This is a genomic window from Blautia sp. An81, from assembly GCF_002161285.1.
GTDB lineage: Bacteria > Bacillota > Clostridia > Lachnospirales > Lachnospiraceae > Blautia > Blautia ornithocaccae.
Genome location: NZ_NFHH01000019.1, coordinates 22,470 through 39,595, shown reverse-complemented (window position 1 = coordinate 39,595; position 17,126 = coordinate 22,470). Strand labels below are relative to the sequence as shown.

General features: G+C 45.5%; 15 protein-coding genes. 9 read left to right on the top strand and 6 right to left on the bottom strand.

All coding sequences use genetic code 11. The annotated features are described in order from the left end of the window. Positions 1-238: 238 nt before the first annotated feature. The 4 genes from B5G33_RS14895 (at position 239) to B5G33_RS14880 (ending at position 5,900) form a co-directional block, all read left to right on the top strand. The gene (locus B5G33_RS14895; RefSeq protein ID WP_087272912.1) at positions 239-1,129 is read left to right on the top strand and encodes a LysR family transcriptional regulator; all 891 of its coding nucleotides are present in this window, start codon (positions 239-241) and stop codon (positions 1,127-1,129) included. 154 nt (positions 1,130-1,283) lie between these two features. Further along, entirely contained in the window at positions 1,284-2,777 is a 1,494-nt protein-coding gene (locus B5G33_RS14890; RefSeq protein WP_087272910.1) for an ATP-binding protein, read from the top strand. A gap of 88 nt (positions 2,778-2,865) precedes the next feature. Next, entirely contained in the window at positions 2,866-5,583 is a 2,718-nt protein-coding gene (locus tag B5G33_RS14885; protein ID WP_087418201.1) for a translation factor GTPase family protein, read from the top strand. Positions 5,584-5,696: 113 nt separating this feature from the next. Beyond that, positions 5,697-5,900, top strand: coding sequence for a MerR family transcriptional regulator (locus B5G33_RS14880; RefSeq protein WP_087418200.1), 204 nt, complete (start codon positions 5,697-5,699; stop codon positions 5,898-5,900). Between the two features lie 160 nt (positions 5,901-6,060). Here B5G33_RS14880 and B5G33_RS14875 read toward each other — a convergent pair whose 3' ends face one another. Together B5G33_RS14875 and trkA are read right to left on the bottom strand one after the other, a co-directional pair. Beyond that, on the bottom strand, positions 6,061-7,503 hold the full coding sequence (locus tag B5G33_RS14875) for a TrkH family potassium uptake protein (RefSeq protein WP_087418199.1): 1,443 nt from the start codon (positions 7,501-7,503) through the stop codon (positions 6,061-6,063). Between the two features lie 14 nt (positions 7,504-7,517). Continuing rightward, positions 7,518-8,876 (bottom strand): Trk system potassium transporter TrkA, encoded by a 1,359-nt coding sequence (gene trkA, locus B5G33_RS14870; RefSeq protein WP_087272896.1) that lies wholly within the window; start codon positions 8,874-8,876, stop codon positions 7,518-7,520. 305 nt (positions 8,877-9,181) lie between these two features. On the opposite strand from trkA, the gene B5G33_RS14865 reads away from it, so the two are divergent. Both B5G33_RS14865 and B5G33_RS14860 read left to right on the top strand, forming a co-directional pair. Then, positions 9,182-9,532, top strand: a complete 351-nt coding sequence (locus B5G33_RS14865) for a PadR family transcriptional regulator (RefSeq protein WP_087272893.1) — start codon at positions 9,182-9,184, stop codon at positions 9,530-9,532. Beyond that, a complete protein-coding gene (locus B5G33_RS14860; RefSeq protein WP_087418198.1) occupies positions 9,519-10,751 on the top strand; it encodes a permease prefix domain 1-containing protein in 1,233 nt (410 codons plus the stop codon). Before B5G33_RS14865 ends, B5G33_RS14860 begins: the two co-directional genes overlap by 14 nt. A 94-nt stretch (positions 10,752-10,845) precedes the next feature. Here B5G33_RS14860 and asrC read toward each other — a convergent pair whose 3' ends face one another. Genes asrC through B5G33_RS14840 form a run of 4 tightly spaced genes read right to left on the bottom strand, consistent with a single transcriptional unit; the run spans position 10,846 to position 14,324 of the window. Continuing rightward, a complete protein-coding gene (gene asrC / locus B5G33_RS14855; protein ID WP_087418197.1) occupies positions 10,846-11,817 on the bottom strand; it encodes a sulfite reductase subunit C in 972 nt (323 codons plus the stop codon). A gap of 13 nt (positions 11,818-11,830) precedes the next feature. Further along, entirely contained in the window at positions 11,831-12,622 is a 792-nt protein-coding gene (asrB, locus tag B5G33_RS14850) for an anaerobic sulfite reductase subunit AsrB (RefSeq protein ID WP_087272884.1), read from the bottom strand. Further along, positions 12,615-13,622, bottom strand: a complete 1,008-nt coding sequence (asrA, locus tag B5G33_RS14845) for an anaerobic sulfite reductase subunit AsrA (RefSeq protein ID WP_087272882.1) — start codon at positions 13,620-13,622, stop codon at positions 12,615-12,617. The genes asrB and asrA overlap by 8 nt, the downstream gene beginning before the upstream one ends. Before the next feature lie 12 nt (positions 13,623-13,634). Continuing rightward, positions 13,635-14,324 carry a Crp/Fnr family transcriptional regulator gene (locus tag B5G33_RS14840; protein WP_087272879.1) on the bottom strand — a complete coding sequence of 230 codons (690 nt, stop codon included), beginning with the start codon at positions 14,322-14,324 and terminating at the stop codon, positions 13,635-13,637. Positions 14,325-14,525: 201 nt separating this feature from the next. Here B5G33_RS14840 and B5G33_RS14835 point away from each other — a divergent pair, with 201 nt between their 5' ends. The 3 genes from B5G33_RS14835 to B5G33_RS14825 all read left to right on the top strand — a co-directional run bounded on the left by B5G33_RS14835 (position 14,526) and on the right by B5G33_RS14825 (position 17,122). Next, positions 14,526-15,029, top strand: coding sequence for a GreA/GreB family elongation factor (locus B5G33_RS14835; RefSeq protein WP_087272876.1), 504 nt, complete (start codon positions 14,526-14,528; stop codon positions 15,027-15,029). A gap of 66 nt (positions 15,030-15,095) precedes the next feature. Beyond that, positions 15,096-15,770 (top strand): response regulator transcription factor, encoded by a 675-nt coding sequence (locus tag B5G33_RS14830; RefSeq protein ID WP_087272871.1) that lies wholly within the window; start codon positions 15,096-15,098, stop codon positions 15,768-15,770. After that, positions 15,767-17,122: a sensor histidine kinase gene (locus tag B5G33_RS14825; protein WP_087418196.1), complete on the top strand. Its 1,356-nt coding sequence runs from the start codon at positions 15,767-15,769 to the stop codon at positions 17,120-17,122. Before B5G33_RS14830 ends, B5G33_RS14825 begins: the two co-directional genes overlap by 4 nt. Positions 17,123-17,126: the final 4 nt, after the last annotated feature.

The following is a 17,126-nucleotide window of genomic DNA, read 5'->3' as shown; positions in this document are numbered from 1 at the left end:
TGACAATGCGACAGCCCCATAATAGCAATATGGGTAAAATATGTCTCTAGATTATGATAGAGGGGGAAAAGATCGATTGCAACTGCAAATATCCTATGATAACATAAGATAAACTTATAATATGATACCAAAGTCAAGAGCCTGTTCATACGTGGGTGCAGGACCTTAGGGCTGCTTCGATATTTTATATGAGGAGGCCGGGCTTTGGGGGCAGAATATTTGTCGGGAGAACTATATTATGAACATCAATCAGCTTCGATATTTCATTGGGGTAGCAGAGTACCAGAGTTTCACAAAAGCTGCTGATCGCTATTATATTACACAGACAGCCATTACCCAGCAGATCCGTGCTCTGGAAAGTCATCTGGGCGTACAATTGTTTGATCGGAATACTCGTCCTGTGAGACTGACACCGGAAGGCAGCGTATTTCTCAGAGAGGCAAAAGGGATCCTGGAACGTGTGGAACAGGCGGAACACAGGGTCCGGGAAGCCTCCGTGGGACTGGTAGGCAGTCTGAAAGTGGGCTATATCAAGGGGTATGAAAGAAGCAGTCTCTCAGACCGGCTTCGCAGTTTTCATAATAAATATCCAAACATTCTGATTTCCTGTTACCGCTGGGATACAGGAGTCCTGGAGACCGGCCTTCAGAAAGGAGACTACGATATCATCTTTACATGGAACAGTGAAGATAGTGCAAAAAACGAGGATACCGGCTGTATCTGTGTGGAAAGATCGCCGCTGACGGTAGTGCTGTATGACGGTCATCCCTTTGCCCGCCGACAGGTGCTTAGGAGAGAAGAACTGGCACGGGAAGCGATTATTTATATGACTCTTTCAGAAGACGGAAATTCCTTTGGGGACCTTCATTTCCTGGAACTGTATCAGAAATCCGGCTGCCAGCCTCATATCCTGTTTCAAAGCAATGATATAGAAAGTATATTAATGATGGTTGCCGCAGAGGAAGGTATATCGATACTTCCCTCTTTTGTTACCAGCAAAATTACCAATGGAGACAATCTGAAATTTATTCCCCTGGAAGGATCCGAAGAATTTGTGGATATTTACGCTCTGTGGAAGAAAAACAGGAAAAACCAGATCCTGGAACATTTTCTGGAAGAAATCCGTTGAAAAGAACCCTTTATCGACTTATTTCTTCGTTTATATTATGCTATTATTGTTATCATAAACAAATTCAATAAAAGAAGATCGGAAGCTTATACCCGGTTTGACAGAAAACTGACAGAGAGGTGCTTAAATAAATATATGGGGAGGGATGAAATCTATGAATTTTGATATGGCCCAATTTGATTCCTACCGAGAGGATAATCGGCGGGAAGTAAAAAAGGCGAGGGGCGGCCTTCCAAACTCGTTATGGGAGACATATTCTGCTTTTGCTAACTGCTATGGCGGAATCATTATTCTTGGTGTAAAGGAAAACAAAGACGGCAGCTGGTATATGACTGGGCTGGACAATGCAACAAAACTGAGAAAAGACTTCTGGGACACAATTAATAATAAAAATAAAGTTTCAGTAAATCTGCTGACGGATAATGATTTGGAGATATATGAAGAAAACAACCATGTTATAATGGCTATCCATGTCCCTAAGGCAAAGCGTGAACAGAAGCCGGTATATATAAATGGAGACATGTTTAACGGTACTTTCCGCAGAAACTGGGAGGGGGATTATCACTGTGACCGCAGCGAGGTGCTTGCAATGCTCCGGGATCAACCGGAAGAAACAGCAGATATGAAGATTCTGCAGGATATGTCTCTTGAAGTGCTTAATTCAGAAACTGTGCGTGCCTATCGCAACCGGCATATGGCTTATAGAACAGAACATGTATGGGAAAGACTGAGTGATGAAGAATATTTGGAGAGGATAGGCGCTGCAAGGCTGTCTGCCAGAGACCATACTTTACATCCTACGGCTGCCGGACTTCTTATGTTTGGAGAAGAGTATAAGATTTTATATGAATTTCCTGAATATTTTCTGGATTATCGGGAAGTCCTCGATCCGACAATCCGCTGGACGGATAGGCTGCAGTCCAGTTCCGGTGACTGGACAGGGAATATCTTTGATTTTTTCTTTCGGGTTTACGGGAAACTTGTGAAAGATCTGAAGATTCCTTTTAAGCTGGAGGGAATAACACGTATAGATGATACACCTGTACACAAGGCATTGAGAGAAGCTTTGGCAAATTGTATCGTAAATACAGACTTTTATTTCCCGAGAGGGATTGTGATTCGGAAAGATGCAGATTCCATTGTAATGGAGAATCCGGGAAGCATTCGGACTGGAAAAGCACAGATGCTCAAAGGCGGCATATCAGATCCCAGAAATAAAGCATTGATGAAAATGTTTAATCTGATCGGTATTGGCGAGAGAGCCGGCAGCGGCGTACCGGATATTTACAGTGTGTGGGAACAGCAGGGATGGAGGCGACCGGAGGTTATAGAAGAGTATGGTCCAGACAGAACTATTTTGAAATTATCATTTGTAAAAAATACAGATAAAAAAGCGCTGATAAAAAACGCTGATAAAAAAGCGTTGATAAAAAACGCTGATAAAAAGGGACTTACAAGTAAAACCAGGCAACAGTTAGAAAAAATTATAGAATGGATGGAGCCGGACAGAGAATATAGAATAGCGGAAATAGCAGAATTCCTCGGGATTAAAGAAACAAGAACCCGCGAATTAGTGAGAGAACTGATACGGCTTAAAAAAATAGAAGCAGAAGGAAAAAATAAAGGGCGCAGATATAGGTTGAAGTAGTTGCATACAAAGAACCCTTTATCGACAGATCCCCCTTTCTGTGCTATGATTATATTTACACGATCATAGAACAGAAAGGGGTATTTTCATGGAAAATACGTCTGAAAATAGACAGAAAAACCAGGCTTTAATTCCTTCAAAGCATATCAGTATCGGCCTTCTGGCCCATGTGGATGCAGGAAAGACCACTTTGGCGGAAAGCCTTTTGTTTCATACAGGAAGTATCCGGAAGATGGGAAGAGTGGATCATCAGGACGCTTTCCTGGATACCAATGAGATGGAGCGGGCCAGAGGTATCACGATTTTCTCAAAGCAGGCAGTTTTTAAACTGAAAGACAAGGAGATCACCCTGCTGGATACTCCGGGGCACGTGGACTTTTCTGCGGAAATGGAGCGTACCCTCCAGGTGCTGGATTACGGGATTCTGATCATCAGTGGTCCTGACGGGGTACAGGGGCATGTAGAGACTCTCTGGAGACTTTTAAAACAGTATCAGATCCCTACAGTACTCTTTGTGAATAAAATGGATCAGGAGGGAACAGAAAAAGAGAAGATACTGGACCAGTTAAAGAAACGTCTCCACGAACACTGCATAGACTTTTCCCAGGACAGAGACCGGGAAGAATTTCTGGAAGAGGCTGCTATGTGCGGGGAGCCTGCGCTGGAAGAATATCTGGAAACAGGAAATATCTCTCAGAAGAAACTTGGGGATATGGTAAAAAACAGGGAGCTCTTTCCCTGCTTTTTCGGTTCAGCTCTGAAATCCCAGGGAATTACGGAATTTCTGGAAGGGCTGGAGAATCTTTTGGAATGTCCTTCTTATTCTGAATCATTCGGCGCCAAGGTTTACAAGATTTCCAGAGACGACAAGGGGACTCGGCTGACTCACATGAAGATCACCGGAGGAAGCCTGAAAGTAAAACAGCTGCTTTCGGGAGAGGGATGGGAGGAAAAGGCGGACCAGATCCGGATTTATGACGGCCAGAGTTTTCAGACAGTAGAAGAGGCCGGGGCCGGCTGTGTCTGCGCAGTTACAGGTCTTACTAAAACCTGGTCAGGAGAAGGCCTTGGGGAAGAGACGGCTTCTGCTCCTCCGGTGCTGACTCCCGTGCTGACCTATGAAATCCGGCTTCCCCAGGGCACAGATGTTCATGGAATGCTGATAAAACTACGGCAGCTGGAGGAGGAGATTCCCGAACTTCAGATCCTCTGGAACGAACAACTGGGAGAGATCCATGCCCAGGTTATGGGAGAAGTGCAGATTGAGATCCTGAAACAGATGATCCTGGAGCGCTTTGGCATAGAAGTGGAATTTGGCTCCGGAAATATTGTATACAAGGAAACCATCAAAGAGCCGGTAGAGGGGATCGGACACTTTGAACCTCTCCGTCACTATGCGGAGGTCCATCTTTTGCTGGAGCCTTTAGAGAGAGGGGCAGGACTGGTTTTTGCCGCAGACTGCAGCGAGGATGTTCTGGACCGAAACTGGCAGAGACTGATCCTTACCCATCTGGAGGAGAAACACCATCTGGGAGTCCTTACCGGTTCGGAAATTACAGACATGAAGATCACGCTGATCGCCGGAAGGGCCCACCTGAAACATACGGAAGGGGGAGATTTCCGTCAGGCTACCTACCGGGCGGTACGCCAGGGACTGAGAAAGGCAGAAAGTATCCTTCTGGAGCCGGTTTATGAATATTCCCTGGAGGTGCCTCAGGATACGGTTGGCCGGGCTATGGCCGATATCCAGCGGATGAGCGGAACTTTTTCCACTCCGGATATTCAGGGAGCATATGCTTTTCTTACGGGAACCGCTCCGGTGTCTGAGATGCGGGACTATCAGAGAGAAGTCACAGCCTATACCAGAGGAAGGGGGCATCTGTCCTTTGTATTGAAAGGCTATGAACCTTGTCACAACAGTCAGGAGATCATAGAAGCGGCGGCTTATGATCCGGAAGGAGATCTGGAAAATCCTACAGGATCTGTTTTCTGTTCCCACGGAGCCGGCTTTAATGTGCCCTGGGATCAGGTGGAGGAGTATGCCCATATCGATACAGGATTTGGGAAGGAAGAGGAGCCGGAAATGGAGATCCAGTCGGCACCGGCTCCCAGTTTTGAAGAGATCCGCCTGACCCAGCAGGAACTGGAGGAGATTTTTGTCCGTACTTACGGCCCTATAAAGAGACCAAGGTATAACCAGGAAGAGGACTTTGCAGTCAAGAAAGCTCCGGAAAAGACCAGAAGGTATAAGAAACAGGAGCCGGAGAAAGAATATCTTCTGGTAGACGGATACAATATTATTTTTGCCTGGGAAGATCTTCAGGAACTGGCCAAGGTGAATATTGAAGGGGCCAGAAATAAACTGATGGACATGCTCTGTAATTATCAGGGCTACAAAAAATGTACCCTGATCCTGGTGTTTGACGCCTATAAGGTGGAAGGAGGACAGGGAGAAGTCCAGAAATACCATAATATCTATGTAGTCTATACAAAAGAGGCGGAAACCGCCGACCAGTATATTGAAAAGACAGTTCATGAGATCGGAAGAAAGTACCATGTAACTGTGGCTACCTCTGACGCTTTGGAACAGGTGATCATCATGGGGCAGGGAGCAGCCAGACTTTCTGCCAGAAATCTGAGAGAAGAGATCCAGATGATGAACCAGGAGATCCGAAATCATTATCTGGAAAAGACAAAGAAAAGCGGCAGCTATCTATTTGAAAGCCTGCCGGAACATATGACAGATTTTATGGAAGATGTCCGACTGGGAAGAAAAAATTTCGAGGATTTAGAAAAAAAGTCTTGACCTTCCACCTGATAGAAGGTGTATAGCAAAGGTAAAAGAAAGCATATGTCCTGTACTGCAGGGAAAACGAGGCTGCAGAGAAATCCAGGATCAGAGGCAGGAGGTTACAGACTATGAAGATAGGAGAAGCGGCAAAGAAAGCGGGGATATCCCCCGGCAATATCCGGTTTTATGAAAAGAAGGGACTGCTGAAGCCAAAAAGAGAGGAAAGCAGCAGCTACCGGAGCTATACAGAAGAAGATGTAGAAAGACTGAAAAGAATCACCTGTTTCTGCATCTCACATTGTATTCTGGAGCGGATTGTTTCTTGTCTATAACCTGAGTTTTTTGAAATACTGGTCAAATAAAAGAAAAACAGCAGAATAGAGTTAAATAAAAAAGCCCCCGGGCTGTTCTGTTTCACAATGTTGAAAAGGACAGTTCCGTGGGCTTTTATCTGTAAAGACAGAGACGTACAAAAGCGCAGCGCCTGATATTTTAGTATCTTCTCCAGGTACCTCTTACGAAGAGCAGCAGGATGGGAAAGATCTCCAGTCTTCCTGCAAGCATATCGAAGGTCAGCACCAATGTGGAAAAGTTTGAATATACAGAAAAGTTCTGGGTAGGACCGACCATTTCAAGGCCAGGGCCGATATTGTTGAATGTAGCGGCTACAGCTGAAAAGTTGGTGATCAGGTCAAAATCGTCTACGGCAATGAGAAGCACAGAAAATGCGAAAATCAGCACATAGGCAATCAAAAATACATTTGTGGAACGGATGACTTCATGGTCTATGGAATGCCCGTCCATTTTCAGCTTTTTGACACTTCTTGGGTGTATCAGAGTCTGCAGCTCTTTGCCGATAGTCTTTACCAGGATCACCAGCCGGGATACTTTAATACCGCCTCCGGTACTTCCTGCACAGGCGCCTACCAGCATCAGGAGCAGCAGGATCGTCCTGGGGATTTCCGGCCATAGATTAAAATCTGTAGTAGCGTATCCGGTGGTAGTGATTATGGAACCTACCTGGAATGCAGCCTGCTGGAAAGCTTCCCCGAAGCCGGAGTACATATCTGTTACCATAACTGCGATCACAACAGTAGAAGCCAGGATAATGCCGAAGTACCAACGAATCTCTTCGATAGCAAAAGCCTCTTTAAATTTTTTGTGAAGGATCAGATAATAGGCATTAAAATTGACACCAAAGAGGATCATGGAAATAGTTACCACTACCTGAAGGTATACCGAATAGCTTGCCATACTGTCGTTTTTGATCCCGAAGCCACCGGTTCCTGCAGAACCGAAGGTAATGGTCAGGGTATCAAAAAGCGGCATGCCCCCGATCAGCAGGAAGATGATTTCTATGATAGTTATTCCCAGGTAGATCAGGTATAAGGTTTTTGCCGTGGAACGGACGGTAGGGGTCAGTTTGCTTACAGAGGGACCCGGGCTTTCTGCCTTCATCAGGTTCATATGAGAACCGCTGCCGGTAATATGAAGGATAGACAGCAGGAAGACCAGAACTCCCATACCTCCGATCCAATGGGTAAAGCTTCGCCAGAAAAGAATACATTTAGGAAGAACCTCTACATCCGTGATGATACTGGCACCTGTGGTGGTAAAGCCGGACACCGTCTCAAAAAGGGCATCTATGGGATTGGTGATAGAGCCGCTGATGAGAAAGGGGAGAGACCCCATAATACTTAGTATGATCCAGCTCAGAGCTACTGAGACAAATCCTTCCTTGGTATAAAATATTTTGTTTTTTGGCTTTTTATGTACCAGCACACAGCCGAAAAGTACACAGAGCAGGCCGGTGATCACAAAGGACCAGCCGCAGAATTCCTGGTAGATAATAGCTGTAATGCAGGGAGGCACCATAAAAGCTGCCTCGAAGAATAGTACATAGCCGATTATATATCTTACAATTGCATAATTCATGTCTGCCTCCGGTCTTATCTTTTCAGTATATCTTTTAAGTCTTTCAAGCCTTTAACAGTAGTTACTACGATTACTGCGTCTCCTACCTGTATGGTGTCCTGACCTCTGGGAATATGGACTTTTCCGCCCCGGTTAATGCAGGCCACCAGAAGATTATTTTTCAGATTCAGCTGAGCCAGAGGAATATCTGTTACTATAGAAGATTCTCTTACATAGAACTCCAGAGCTTCTGCCTGGCTGTCCAGGATCTGGTACAGGGTTTCTACATTACTTCCTACAGAATTGCTCATGGCTCTGACATACTGAAGGATATAGTCAGCAGTGATATACTTGGGATAGATCACGCTGCCAAGATCCAGTTCATCTACCACATCATCGAACATCAGACGATTTACCTTAGTAACCAGCTTGGCCTTAGAAACCTTTTTGGCAAAAAGAGAAAGGAAGATATTCTCTTCGTCAAGATTTGTAAGAGTTACAAAAGACTCTGCCTCTGCCAGTTCTTCTTCAAAAAGAAGTTTTTTATCAGTTCCATCACCGCAGATGATGGTGGCTTCCGGGAGAAGATCGCTTAATTCCTCACACCGCTCTCTTCTGGATTCAATAATTCTTACTTTAATCCGCATTTCAATCAGCAGAGAGGCCAGATAATATCCCAGAGTGCCGCCGCCTACAATAAGGGCATTTCTTACCTGATGGGTATGTACCCCGATTTTTTTGAAGAACAGGGCGGAATTTTTGGGAGAGGCAATGATGGATACCAGATCATTGTCCTGCAAAGTAAAGGAACCGGAAGGAATATAAACATTTTCCCCACGTTCCACTCCGCATATCAGGATATCGGTACGGAATTTTTCTATGACCTCCATAACAGACATTCCCTGGAGACGGAATTCCGGAAGAACTTTAAACTTCAGCAGTTCCACACGGCCTTTGGAAAAGGTGTCCAGTTTGATGGCAGAGGGAAACCGAAGAAGCCGGGAAATCTCCATCGCGGCTGCCAGTTCAGGGTTAATGATCATGGAAATTCCTAAACGCTCTTTCAGGAAATGTACTTCTTTATTGTAGATAGGATTCCGCACACGGGCAATGGTATGACAATCGCTGACTTTCTTGGCAATCAGACAGCAGAGAAGATTCAGCTCATCAGAACCGGTTACCGCGATCAGGATATCTGCCTCTTTTAGTCCGGCTTCGGACAATACCCGGATACTGGAGCCATTTCCTGTGATACCTAATAAATCGAGATCTTCTGAAAGCTGCTGTATTTTTTCTGAGTTAGTATCGATGACAACTACCTGGTGTTCTTCGTTGCATAGCTGTTCTGCAAGCGTCCATCCTACCTTACCGCAGCCAACAATGATAATATTCATGGTTACCTCCAAATTAGTGATAAATTATTTGTAAAATATTATGAAAATATAAAAAAAGATTAAAATATCAGACCTATTATAGCACTGCAAAATTTAAATGCAACAAGATATGATAAGATTTTACGAATTCCTTACATTTTCATAGATTGCTGTATAAAAGTTTTAGGAGAAAGGACTTTTGGGGGATTTTCTGTTATTCCAGAGGAATTATTGACAAGAAGGCGTACTGAGAGTAATATATAGATGACAGATATATAGAACATCTATATAAATATAAAATGGATTTTTGAAAGGAGGCAGTGTTTATGAAAGCCGGGAAAATTGATAAAAGCCTTCTCTCGGGAAGCACTACCCTTCTCCTGCTTCAACTATTGTCAGAGAAGGACATGTACGGCTATGAGATGATCGAGACATTAAAAGAGCGTTCGGAGAACATCTTTGAGCTGAAGGCGGGAACTCTTTATCCCCTTCTTCACGGGTTGGAGGGGAAGAAATATCTGGAATCCTATGAGAGGGAGGCCGGGGGAAAGATCAGGAAGTATTACAGGATCACCAGAGCAGGAAGAAAACATCTGGAAGAAAAGAAAAAGGAGTGGGAGACTTATACCGGCACAGTAGGCCGTGTTCTGGGAGGGCCTGCCTATGGAAGTATATGAGTATTTAGATCAGGTGGAGAAACAGATACGCCAGGAGGCTGTGCGGGAAGAAATCCGCACAGAACTGCGGCAGCATATTGAAGACCAGGCGGATTTTTATCAGGAATCGGGCATGAGCCGGAAAGATGCTGTGGAAAAAGCAGTAGAAGATATGGGAGACCCGGTGGAGACCGGCGTGCAGCTGGATATGGTCCACCAGCCGCAGCTGGATAAAAAGCTGATGCTGGCAGTGGCACTGATATTAGCTGCAGAAGCAATCCTTCAGATATTCTATTATTTGAGGGTAGAAAGACAATCCCTGGTTATTTCTGTTGTGGCGATGCTGATGTTTGGCCTGATAAATTTTCTGTGGATGCTGATGTTTGCTGCGAGAAGCTTTTTTTCCCAGAAATTTCATAAGGCCTCTACCTGGTTTGTCATGTGGCTGTCGATTGCTGTTTTAGGGGTTGTTTTCGGAGGAACAGGAATCAGCGGAACAGAGAGAGCTGGCCTTACCAGCCCGGAAGTTCTGCAAAGAATGGCAAGTATGCTCATTACTATGCTTCCGGCTATATATGGAGGAATGATTTTTGGCTATCGGGAGAAAAAGACGGGATTTGCTAGGCTTATGGCTATCTTCGCCGGAGATCTTATTCTGGGCTTTCTGATCGGCGGCGGTATCTGTATGACACTGTTAGTACCTGCCCACATGGCTCTCCTGACAACAGGGATAAAAAAGAACTGGTATGGGGAAAAAAGGAAGAAACTTTTGGGAAGGATGTGGATTCTTTCCGGCATTTTGTCTCTCACGGGGATTTTGGTATCTGTTCATCAATACAGATACAGGCAGCTATGGAAGGATAATATACACAGTTATCTGGCCATGCCCGATCTGCCCGGGATCCTGAAGGTTCTGACCGGTGAATATTTTCCAGTAAGTCTTTGTGTATGTGCAGCAGTAATTTTGGGCTTCTTTCTATGGATGATCCTGGATATCCGGAAACTGACCAATGATCTGTGCCGGATACTGTGCCTGGGGATTTTAGGAGGTTTTTTGGTACAGACATTATATTCTCTGGGCTGTCTTGCCGGACTGGGACCATATGAATATGCATTTTTTCCTTTGCTGTCGGTATGGTACAGCGGCATGGGCGCCATACACTGGTATCACTACTGGTTTCTGGGGATTTTCCTGAACTGCCATAAATCCGACAGGATCATTCCGAAAAAAATGAAATAAAGACCAATGTAAAAGGACTGTCTCAAGATCCGAAACAGGAAACAATAGTTTCTTGCTCCGACGGATTGAGAGACAGTCCTTTTGACGTAGCATTTTACCTGAAATAAATTCCGCTCCAATAAACGTTATCCTTCACAATGGTCTCAGGAGGCAGTTCCACTCCATCCAGGGCCCATTTTTTAAATTCTTTAAAGCCAACCCGGTCAATAATATAGCCTACATGTTCCTTCCCACCGGGAGCTTTTGGGTCAATGTATTCTTTTGCGAATTTATAAGTATTCAGGATTACTTTTACAATGGTATCCTCGTCAGCCCAGAGAAGAAAATCTTCTCCCAGTCTTGGGTTTTTCTTTCCGGTACGTCCCATAATGGTGAGACGATAATATTTTTTCCGGCTCCTTGTCCAGGCTCTGGTAGGGCATTTGGTGACGCAGACCCCGCAGCCTACACATTTTTCTGTGTTCCGGACGATCTTATAATTTTCCATGTGGAGAGCGTCTACAGAAAGCTGGTCGCAGCCTTTGATACAGGCGCTGCAGCTTACGCACCGGTTGGGATCGTACTGAGGTTCCGTCATGCCGATAATGCCGAAATCGTGCATTCTGGCTTTGATACAGTCGTTGGCACAGCCGGTAAGGGCAATCTTAAAATGCAGATCATTAGGGAAAATAGCTTTCTCGATCCGTTTTGCAAAGGCCGCCGTGTTGTAGTTTCCGAAAGGACAGACCCGGTTGCCCACACAGGCGCTGACGTTTCTGGTGCCGGAAGAGGCGTAGCCGGTGCCGGGAGTCTCCTGATTGATCTCCAGGTTTTCAATAATGGGCTGAAGTTTTTCATTGACCTTTGCCATGTCCCGGATAGAGATCCCTTCGATCTCAAAGCCCTGGCGGGTAGTGATATGCACCTGGCCGTTGCCGTATTCTCTGGCAATCGCTGCTACCTGGGCCAGCACCTCTGCGTTACATGCCCCTCCGGGAACACGGACTCTGGAGGCTACGATATCTCTGTGTTTGGTCACACGAAAAGCGTTCTTTTTTAACTTCTTTGTATTTACATCAACATGCATCATTCCAACCTCCTTAATCCAGCAGTTTTTTGCCTTCAGTATAATTAAATACCGGGCCGTCCAGACAGATATAGGTGTCTCCCATCCGGCAATGGCCGCATTTGCCCAGACCGCAGCACATCTTTCTCTCCTGGGAGATCCAGATCTGGTGGTCTGCAATATCCAGCTTCTTAAATTCTGCCACAGCGAATTTCATCATTACGGGAGGCCCTACTACGATGACAGCTGCATTTTCCTTATTCTCAAAAGTAATATCCGGGATATATTTTGTCACCAGTCCCACGTTCCAGCCAGGCTCTTCGGCTGCGTCTACGGTAATGGTGAGATCCATTTTCTGGCTTTTCCACCGCTCGATGTCTTCTTTAAAGAGCACATCTTTGGGAGATTTGAATCCTGCAATGACGGTAAGGGATGTTACTTCTTCCGGGTGACTTCCGAAATAGTCGATGATCCCCTTTACAGGAGATACCCCTGTTCCTCCGGCTACCACTGCAAGTTCCTTTCCCCGGTAATTTTCCGGAAGGAAGCCGTTGCCGTAAGGCCCTCTCATAAAGAGACTTTTTCCTTCCTGGTTTTCAAAGATTTCATTGGTCACTTTGCCTACTTTCCGGATGGTCAGATCTACATAATCCTCTCCAATGCCGCTGACAGAGATGGGAGCCTCTCCGTATTTGGGAACAGAGACTTCAAAGAACTGACCAGGTTTTACCTCTCCCACATAGTGCATGCGGAAGGTGTATTCGATATCAGTATGGCGGATGACTTTCTGAATCTGGGACAGAAAAGGCATATAGGCGTTATTCATGGCTGTTCCCTCCTATCGCTGATAATTTATTTAAACATTCTATGTAAGAAATATATTCTGGACACACATTCTCACATCTGCCGCAGCCTACGCACATAGGGTAGCCGAAGCGGTTTTTGTAATTCTGGATCTTATGGAGCACCTTGAACCGCATACGCTCTCCCTGATCTTTGCGGAAGCTGATGCCCCCGGCAATGTCGCTGTATCCGTCTACCTGGCAGGAAGCCCAGACTCTCCGCCGTTCTCCTGCATTTTCATTATCCCGGTAGAAGATATCCTGCATGGTAAAGCAGGTGCAGGTAGGACAGACAAAGTTGCACCGTCCGCAGCCGATACATCTGCCGCTGTATTCTTTCCATACTTCATGAGAAGCAATATTTTCCGGGAGAGTTTCCGGGATCGGAACAGTTTCTTCATTTTCTTTTACATACTGGATTTCCTGGCTGTCCCGGGGAACGGAGATATCTTCTGCATAGGTAGAAAGAGCTTCATCTTTCAGCTCCAGGTAAAGACCTTCTTCAGTAGGGTGGGCGTAGCCGTCATAGTTTTCCGCCTGATTGGTTCCCATGGAGACACAGAAGCAGGATTTAAAGGACTGGCTGCAGCCCATTAAGATAAATCTGGCGTTTTCCCGGATATTTTTGTAGTAGAAATCTTCCGGTCCGTTGTGAAGATAGATCTCATCCAGACGTTTTAAAGCATTCAGATCGCAGGCTCTTAAAAAGATCAGCCGCTTCCTTTTCTCCTCGGGGATTTTTACGCTGTTTTCTGTAAAATACATGATGGTATCAGAAATAGGCAGCAGCGCCTCCTTAAAGCTGTAATCGGATTTTTCATCCCAGACAATTTCATCAAAGGACTCTATGATACCGTAGCGGACGATATCTGTGTCAGAATAACATCCGGCGCCGGCATAAAGCCTGGGAGCAAATACATCATAGTCTTTTTTCAGATTTTCCAGAAGCCGGGACAGGGCTTCCTTATTCCAGAGATTTCCCATAAACACACTCCTTTACATTTTATAAAATTCGGCCAGACCGTCAGGGTTTGGAAGGATGAAATGGCGGTCACGGCAGATAAGCAGCCCCCTGGCCGTCAGGCTTTTGCAGGCTCTGGAAACATTTTCCCTGGGCACGCCTACAAAGTCCGCCATTAAAGTCATGGTAAAAGGCAGGCGGATATACACCCCTTCTTCCCGCCGTTCTCCGAAGTCTCTCCCTAATTTCCACAGCTTTGCCGCAATCTTCCGCTCCGTGACCATACTGCCTGAGGTATTTTTCAGCTGATGGGCCAGACGCCAGAGATACCGCTCATATTCATCCAGTACCGCCTGGGTGAGAGGAAAGCTTTCCTTCATAAAGCCCAGAAAGCTCTTTTTGGGAATTTTCAGTACCAGGACCGGCGTGATAGATTCACAGGAAAGAGACAGGGAACGGGAACTGTTTATATCATGGTTCAGAAGATGGCCTTTCCCCAGAAAAAACAGGATTTTCCGCTGTCCGTGTTTGGTGATGTTGTAGACAGATACTTCCCCCGACAGGAGAAGGAGCACATTTTGGATATTTTCACCGTTGGAAAAAAGCAGGTTTTTTTTCGGTATATTCTGGATATGTCCGGCATTTAAAAGAGTCTGGACAAGCTCCAGGGGCAGACGGTGAAAAAATTTCAAGGCCTTTAGCTGGCTGGCAGATATAGTTTCCATGACTTCCTCCTTATGGAAATAGATTCCTGGTTTCAGTATAGCATAGAATAAATCTGCTGTCTGTGATATACATCACAGTAGGCTTTGCATAGTGCGGGGATAAATCAAGATAGACAAATCCTCTTAGAATGGATTATACTGTAAGAACAGATGATAATATCTGCTCTGACAAATGAAGTATTGACAGAAAGGAAGTTTGTTATGGGAGAGCGATTAACCCAAAGCGATGTGAAAAAGATCCAGGAGGAGATTGACTACCGGAAACTGGTGGTAAGGAAAGAGGCCATCGAGGCTGTAAAAGAAGCCAGAGCCCAGGGTGATCTTAGTGAGAACTTTGAGTATTATGCAGCCAAGCGGGATAAGAATAAAAACGAAAGCAGGATCCGTTATCTGGAGAGAATGCTGAAAACCGCCACGATTGTTTCTGACACCTCCAAAACAGGAGAGGCAGGTATGAACAACTTTGTGGAAGTTTATTTTGAAGATGATGATGAGACAGAAAGGTATAAACTGGTGACCTCCATCAGAGGAAATTCCCTGGATAACAAGATCAGTATAGAATCTCCTCTGGGAAAGGCTATCCTGGGACATCATGAGGGAGACAGGGTCTATGTGAAGATCAATGATAATGCAGGTTATTATATTCAGATCAAAAAAATAGAAGATACCACAGATGATGAGGCAGACGCTATCCGGAGCTTTTAGCGTAAATACAGAATAGAGAGCGGATTCCCTGGCTGAACAGGGAAGAACTGTGGCTGAGGTGAAGAAATGATTTACTGTGTGGAAGACGAAAGAAATATCAGGGAGCTTCTGGTATATACTCTGGGCAGCAGCGGTTATGAGGCAAAAGGAGTGGCCAATGGCAAAGAACTGAAAAAGGCTTTAAAAGAGGAAATACCGGATCTGATATTGCTGGATATTATGCTTCCGGGAGAAGACGGATATGCAGTTCTGGAATATCTGAAAGGAAGGCCGGATACCCAGGACATCCCTGTGATCATGGTCACCGCCAAAGAGGCGGAGTATGACAAGGTCCGGGGACTGGAAGGGGGGGCAGATGATTTTATCACCAAACCTTTCGGTATGATGGAGTTTCTGGCCAGAGTCAAGGCCGTGCTGCGCAGAACAAAAAAGCAGGAGATTCCCAGAGAGTACCACTATAAAGAGTTGACGGTAGATATGAAAAGCCGCAAAGTCTGGGAAAATGGGAGAAGCGTAGACCTTACTCTGAAAGAATTTGAATTACTGCGGTATCTGCTGGAAAATCAGGGAACTGTGCTCAGCAGAGAAAAAATCCTGGAAAAAATCTGGGGATATGAGATTTATGGAGAAACCAGGACCGTAGATGTTCATATCCGTACTCTGCGGCAGAAGCTGGGAGATTCCGGCAGTCTGATCGAGACTGTACGTGGAGTAGGATACCGTATAGGAGAAGAAACATGAGACAGAAGATCATGACCCATGTAACGGTGCTGGTCGTTCTGACTGTACTTCTGACTTATCTGGCGGCCAGCCTGGTCATGTACCATAAATACAGAGGAGACATGGAGGCAGATGTGATCAAGGAGGCAGAATATATCCGATATGCCCTGGAAAACGTAGGGGAGGAATACCTTGAAAAAGATCTGGGCCAGCTGACTACCAGCCGGATCACAGTGATAGATTCCCAGGGGAAGGCAGTCTATGACTCGAATCCTGAGGAGGACCAGAAAGATTTTCAAGAACTTCAGGAATTTCAAAACGCAAGGGAAGAGGGGGAGGGCCAGTCCCTTCGGTTTTCGGATATGTTTTCCCGTCAGACCTTTTATTATGCAGTTAGGCTGGATGATGGAGATATTCTCCGGGTGGGAAAGACCACAGACAGTATTTTTCAGACCATGGTTTCCAGCTTTACCCTTTTGGGAATCATTATGATTTTAATTCTGGTTCTGGGATTTCTTTATACGAAACATCAGGCGAAAAAACTTATTGAACCCATTAACCAGCTGGACCTGGAGAACCCCCTGAAAAATGTGGTCTATGAAGAGCTTCGCCCACTGTTGAACCGGGTGGACCAGCAGAACCGCCAGATCGCCAGTCATGTGGAGGAGCTGCAGCAGGCGGAAAAGGTAAGGCGAGAATTTTCGGCAAATGTATCCCATGAGCTGAAAACGCCTCTGATGTCTATTTCCGGTTATGCAGAGATCATGAAAAATGGAATGGTCCGCCAGGAAGATGTTCCTGAATTTGCCGCCAGGATTTATGATGAAGCTGCCAGGCTTTCCAGTCTTGTTCAGGATATTATTGAATTATCAAAACTGGAGGAAAAAAGCGGTGAACTGCCTTTGGAGACCGTGGACCTTTATGAACTGCTCCAGGATATCTGCAGGAACCTGACCCTTCCGGCAAGTAAAAAGAATATTTCTATTCAGACAGAAGGCAGCTCTGTGAAAATACGAGGGGTCCGTCATGTGCTGTATGAAATGTTTTATAATCTGGTGGACAATGCTGTGAAATACAACCGGGAAGGGGGCTGGGTAAAGGTTTCTCTTAAGGACCGGGAAAATGGCGCTGAATTTACAGTAGAAGACAACGGTATCGGCATTGCCAGAGAAGAACAGGACCGAATCTTTGAACGCTTCTACCGAGTGGATAAAAGTCATTCCAGAAAGACGGGAGGAACTGGTCTGGGGCTTTCTATCGTGAAGCATGGGGCGGCCCTGCATCATGCCGGCATCAGCCTGGAAAGCCGTCTTGGAGAAGGAACAAAAATTCAGATATTTTTTCGGAATCCGGAGGTAAGTGAGAAAAAATAGGAGA

Coding starts and splice junctions, on each gene's coding strand:
- B5G33_RS14890 (WP_087272910.1), top strand. CDS start 1,284: ATGAATTTTGATATGGCCCAATTTGATTCCTACCGAGAGGATAATCGG.
- B5G33_RS14825 (WP_087418196.1), top strand. CDS start 15,767: ATGAGACAGAAGATCATGACCCATGTAACGGTGCTGGTCGTTCTGACT.
- asrC (WP_087418197.1), bottom strand. CDS start 11,817: ATGCATGTTGATGTAAATACAAAGAAGTTAAAAAAGAACGCTTTTCGT.
- B5G33_RS14885 (WP_087418201.1), top strand. CDS start 2,866: ATGGAAAATACGTCTGAAAATAGACAGAAAAACCAGGCTTTAATTCCT.
- trkA (WP_087272896.1), bottom strand. CDS start 8,876: ATGAATATTATCATTGTTGGCTGCGGTAAGGTAGGATGGACGCTTGCA.
- B5G33_RS14830 (WP_087272871.1), top strand. CDS start 15,096: ATGATTTACTGTGTGGAAGACGAAAGAAATATCAGGGAGCTTCTGGTA.
- asrB (WP_087272884.1), bottom strand. CDS start 12,622: ATGAATAACGCCTATATGCCTTTTCTGTCCCAGATTCAGAAAGTCATC.
- B5G33_RS14860 (WP_087418198.1), top strand. CDS start 9,519: ATGGAAGTATATGAGTATTTAGATCAGGTGGAGAAACAGATACGCCAG.
- B5G33_RS14840 (WP_087272879.1), bottom strand. CDS start 14,324: ATGGAAACTATATCTGCCAGCCAGCTAAAGGCCTTGAAATTTTTTCAC.
- B5G33_RS14895 (WP_087272912.1), top strand. CDS start 239: ATGAACATCAATCAGCTTCGATATTTCATTGGGGTAGCAGAGTACCAG.
- B5G33_RS14880 (WP_087418200.1), top strand. CDS start 5,697: ATGAAGATAGGAGAAGCGGCAAAGAAAGCGGGGATATCCCCCGGCAAT.
- B5G33_RS14865 (WP_087272893.1), top strand. CDS start 9,182: ATGAAAGCCGGGAAAATTGATAAAAGCCTTCTCTCGGGAAGCACTACC.
- asrA (WP_087272882.1), bottom strand. CDS start 13,622: ATGGGAAATCTCTGGAATAAGGAAGCCCTGTCCCGGCTTCTGGAAAAT.
- B5G33_RS14875 (WP_087418199.1), bottom strand. CDS start 7,503: ATGAATTATGCAATTGTAAGATATATAATCGGCTATGTACTATTCTTC.
- B5G33_RS14835 (WP_087272876.1), top strand. CDS start 14,526: ATGGGAGAGCGATTAACCCAAAGCGATGTGAAAAAGATCCAGGAGGAG.